Origin of the sequence: Micromonospora echinofusca (assembly GCF_017614955.1) — a bacterium.
GTDB classification, from domain to species: Bacteria; Actinomycetota; Actinomycetes; order Mycobacteriales; family Micromonosporaceae; genus Micromonospora; species Micromonospora echinofusca_A.
Genome location: NZ_WVUH01000442.1, coordinates 1 through 4,975 on the forward strand (window position 1 = coordinate 1; position 4,975 = coordinate 4,975).

Consider the following 4,975-nt stretch of genomic DNA (forward strand, 5'->3'; position numbering starts at 1 on the left):
CCGTGAACAACGCACCCAACCGGCCCGGCACCGCCCGGTGGGTCACCCCGGCACCGTCCGCCAACGCCGCCAGACCGTCCCGCAACTCGGCGACGTCCCGACCGGCCACCACCGACCGGTACTCGAACTGCGAGCGGGTCACCACCAGCGAACGGGCGACATCCCGGGCGGTCAGGTCGTCCCGACCGTCGAGGAAGGCGTGCAGCTTCGCCGCCTGGGCGCGTACCCCGTCCGGGGTCTTCGCGGACAGCAGCCACGGCAGCACCCCGTCGGCCGGGGACTGGTCGTCGACCGCCGGCACCTGCTCCGCCTCGACGGGAGCCTGCTCCAGGATCACGTGGGCGTTGGTGCCGGAGAAGCCGAACGAGGAGACACCGGCACGGCGGGGGCGGTCGGCCTGCGGCCACTCACGCGGCTCGGTGAGCAGTTCGACCGCCCCGGCCGACCAGTCGATGTGCGGCGACGGCGCGTCCACGTGCAGCGTCTGCGGCAGCAGCCCGTACCGCATCGCCTGGACCATCTTGATGATGCCGGCGACCCCGGCGGCGGCCTGGGTGTGCCCGATGTTCGACTTGAGCGAGCCCAACCAGAGCGGAGTGTCCCCGGAGTGCGCCTGCCCGTACGTGGCGAGCAGGGCCTGCGCCTCGATCGGGTCACCGAGGGTGGTGCCCGTACCGTGCGCCTCCACCACGTCCACGTCGGCGGCGGTGATTCCGGCGTCGGCGAGCGCGGCGCGGATCACCCGCTGCTGCGACGGACCGTTCGGGGCGGTCAGGCCGTTGGAGGCGCCGTCCTGGTTCAGTGCGGAGCCCTTGACGATGGCGAGCACCTGGTGCCCGTTGCGCCGCGCATCGGAGAGCCGCTCCACGAGGAGTACGCCGACCCCCTCACCCCAACCGGTGCCGTCCGCGCCCGCCGCGAACGCCTTGCACCGGCCGTTGCGGGCCAACCCGTTCTGCTTGCTGAAGTCGACGAACGCGTTGGGGGTGGACATGACGGTCACGCCACCGGCGAGCGCGAGGGAGCACTCGCCCGAACGCAGGGACTGGACGGCCATGTGCAGCGCGACCAGCGACGACGAGCAGGCGGTGTCGACGGTGACCGCCGGGCCCTCCAGTCCGAGCGCGTACGACACCCGACCGGTGAACACACCCGCCGACGTGCCGGTGCCGAGGAAGCCCTCCACCCCGTCCGGCACGGCGGCGAGCCGGGTGCCGTAGTCGTGGTAGATCATGCCGGCGTAGACACCGGTGTCGCTGCCCCGCAGCGCGACCGGATCGATCCCGGCCGACTCGAACGCCTCCCAGGACGCCTCCAGCAGCAGCCGCTGCTGCGGGTCCATCGCCATCGCCTCACGGGGCGAGATGCCGAAGAACTCGGCGTCGAAGTCACCGGCTTCGTGCAGGAACCCGCCGTCGATGGTGTACGTGGTGCCGGGGCGGGACAGCTCCGGGTCGTACAGCGCCTCGACGTCCCAGCCCCGGTCGACCGGGAACGTGGACATGCCGTCCCGGCCCTCGACGAGCATCCGCCACAACTCCTCCGGGGAGGAGATGCCCCCGGGGAACCGGCAGGCCATCCCGACGATCGCGATCGGCTCGTCGTCGCTGAGTACCCGCACCGCCGGGCCGCCGGCCGCCGGCAGCGAGCCGACCAGTTCGTCCCGCAGGTACGACACCAGGGTCGTCGGGGTCGGGTAGTCGAAGACCAGGGTGGCGGGCAGGCGCAGCCCGGTCGCCGAGTTGAGCCGGTTACGCAGTTCCACGGCGGTCAGCGAGTCGAAGCCGATCTCGTTGAAGCTGCGGTTCTGGTCGATCATCTCCGGGCCGGCGAAGCCGAGCACCCCGGCCACGCTGGTGCGTACCAAATCGAGCAGGAGCTGTTCCCGGTCGTCCTCGCTCAGCCCGGCGAGCTTGCGGGTCAGCGAGTCGGCGCCACCCCGGGCTGCGGAGGCCGCCCGTCGGGCCGGGGCCCGGACCAGGCCCCGGAACATCGCCGGCAGTTCGTTGGCGTGCGGGGCGAGGACGGCGGTGTCGAGGTGCATGGGCAGCAGCAGGGCCTGCCCGGTGGTCTGCGCGGTGTCGATGAGGGCCATGCCCTCGTGGCCGGCGAGCAGGCGGAAACCTTCCCGCTCCATCCGGCCCCGGTCGGCGTCGCTGAGTCCACCGGTCATGCCGTCGGCCTCGGCCCACGGGCCCCAGGCCAGGGTGGTGGCGGGCAGGCCGGCGACCATGCGGGACTGGGCGAGCGCGTCGAGGAACGCGTTCGCCGCCGAGTAGTTGCCCTGTCCGGGGTTGCCGAAGGTGCCGGCCGCCGAGGAGAACAGGACGAACGCCGACAGGTCCCGGTCGCGGGTCAGTTCGTGCAGGTTGAGCGCGGCGTCGACCTTGGGCGCGAACACCCGGTCGATCCGTTCCTCGTTCAGCGCGCTGATCACCCCGTCGTCGACCACACCGGCGGTGTGGACGACGGCGGTCAGCGGGTGTGCCGCCGGGATCGCGTCGAGGACGGCGGCGAGACCGGCCCGGTCCGCCACGTCGCAGGCGGCGAAGGTAACCGACGCGCCCAGGACGGTCAGCTCGTCGGCCAACCCGGCCGCGCCCGGGGCATCCGCACCCCGGCGGGACACCAGCAGCAGATGCCGCACCCCGTGCACGCTGACCAGGTACCGGGCCACCAGTCGACCCAGTGCACCGGTCGCACCGGTCAGCAGCACCGTACCGTCGGCGTCGAACCCACGCGGGATGGTGAGGACGACCTTGCCGACCTGCTTGGCCTGCGACAGGTGCCGGAACGCCTCCGGTGCCCGCCGCACATCCCAGGTGGTGATCGGCAGGGGCCGCAGCGCGCCCGCCTCGAAGAGGGCCAGCAGCTCGGCGAGGATCTCCCGCAGCCGGTCCGGGCCGGCGTCGGCGACGTCGAACGCCTGGTACCGCACGCCCGGATGGTCGGCGGCGACGGTCTCCGGGTCGCGGATGTCGAGCTTGCCCATCTCGACGAACCGGCCGCCACGCGGCAGCAGCCGCAGCGACGCGTCCACGAACTCACCGGCCAGGCAGTCGAGCACCACGTCCATGCCCCGACCGTCGGTCACGGCGGAGAACTTCTCCTCGAACCCGGTGGTCCGGGAGTCCCCGATCCGCTCGTCCACCAGACCGGCCCGACGCAGCGCACCCCACTTGCCCCGGCTCGCCGTACCGAACACCTCGGCGCCCAGGTGCCGGGCGATCTGTACGGCGGCCGAGCCGACGCCGCCGGCAGCGGCGTGCACCAGGACGGACTCACCGGACTTCAGCCCGGCCAGGTCGACCAGCGCGTAGTAGGCGGTGGTGAAGACCACCGGCGCGGCGGCGGCCTCGGCGAACGTCCAGTGGTCCGGGATCCGGCTGAGCATCCGCCGGTCGGCGGTGGCGTAGGGACCGAAGGCACCGTCGAGCATGCCCATCACCCCGTCGCCGGGGGCGAGGTCGGTGACGCCCTCGCCGACCTCGACCACCACACCGGCGCCTTCGAAGCCCATCAGGCCGGCGTCACCCGGGTACATGCCGAGCGCGTCGAGCACGTCGCGGAAGTTCAGACCGGCGGCGCGCATCGCGACGCGTACCTGGCCTGGCACGAGGGGCTCTCCGGCGGCCGGCCACGGAATGAGGGACAGCCCGTCCAGGCTGCCCTTGGCGGTGGTGTCCAGCCGCCACTGCGCCACCCCGGCCGGCGGGGTCAGCGCGGCCTGCGCGCCGACCCGGCCGAGGCGGGGCACGAACACCTTGCCGGCCCGCAGGGCCAGTTCCGGTTCGCCGGTGGCGAGGGCCGCCGGCAGGGTACGCGCCGACTCCTCGGCGCCGTCCAGGTCGACCAGGATCAGCCGGTCCGGGTTCTCGGACTTCGCCGAGCGGACCAGGCCCCAGACCGCCGAGGCGGCCAGGTCCTCCGGTGTGGTACCGGCCAGCGGGGCGACCGCGCCCCGGGTGAGCAGTACCAGCCGGGACTGAGCCAGTTCCGGGGCGGCCAGGAACTCCTGCACCAGGGCGAGTACCCGGTTCGTCGCCGCGCGTACCGCAGCGGCGTCCAACTCGACCGTTGTCGAACGGAGGTCGACGAAGACCAGCTCGGGGACGGTCTCCAGACCGGCCGCCTCGGACAGGTCGGCGCACCGGCGCAGGTCCACCCCGGTCAGGTCGACGTCGCCGAGGGTGACCCCGTGCGGCCCGTCGGTGGCCGGGCTGCCGACCGGCAGGGGCGACCAGTCCACCTGGAAGAGCGACTCGTGGAAACTCGGCTGGGCGGCCTTGAACGCGTCGGCGGTGACCGTACGCAGGGTCAGCGTGGAGACGGTGACCACCGGGGCACCGGCAGCGTCGGCGGCGACCAGGGTCACCCCGTCCGACCCGCTGGGGCTGATCCGCACCCGCAGGGCGCTGGCGCCGGTGGCGTGCAGGCCCACCCCGGCGAAGGTGAACGGCAGCAGCGCGCCACCTTCGCCGGAGCCGTTCAGGCCGATGGCGTGCTGGGCGGCGTCGAGCAGCGCCGGGTGCAGGCCGAACGCCTGCGCCTCCTCGCTGGCCGCCTCGGGGAGCTGCACCTCGGCGTAGATGTCGTCACCGGAACGCCAGGCGGCCCGCAGGCCCTGGAACACCGGGCCGTACTGGAGGCCCACCTCGGCGAGCTGCGGATAGTGGCCGTCGACCGCGATCGGCTCGGCGTCCGTGGGTGGCCACTCCGTCAGCGGTACGGCGGGAACGGCGCTCGGCGCCAGCACCCCGACGGCGTGCGTGGTCCACTCGGCGTACTGGCCGCCGAGGTTCGGGTTCTCCGGGGACGAGTGCACCGCCACGGAACGGCGGCCGTCCTCGTCGGCTTCGCCGACGGTGATCTGCACGTGCACCGCACCGGTCGCGGGCAGCACCAGCGGCGCCTGGAGGGTCAACTCGTCCAGCGTGTCGCAACCGACCCGGTGCCCCGCGTGCAACGCGAGTTC

The 4,975-nt window shown here is 73.3% G+C and carries 1 protein-coding gene; it reads right to left on the reverse strand.

From position 1 onward, the window contains the following. The coding region (locus GSF22_RS30490; RefSeq protein WP_208817368.1) for an SDR family NAD(P)-dependent oxidoreductase at positions 1-4,975 on the reverse strand (4,975 nt) is incomplete at both ends.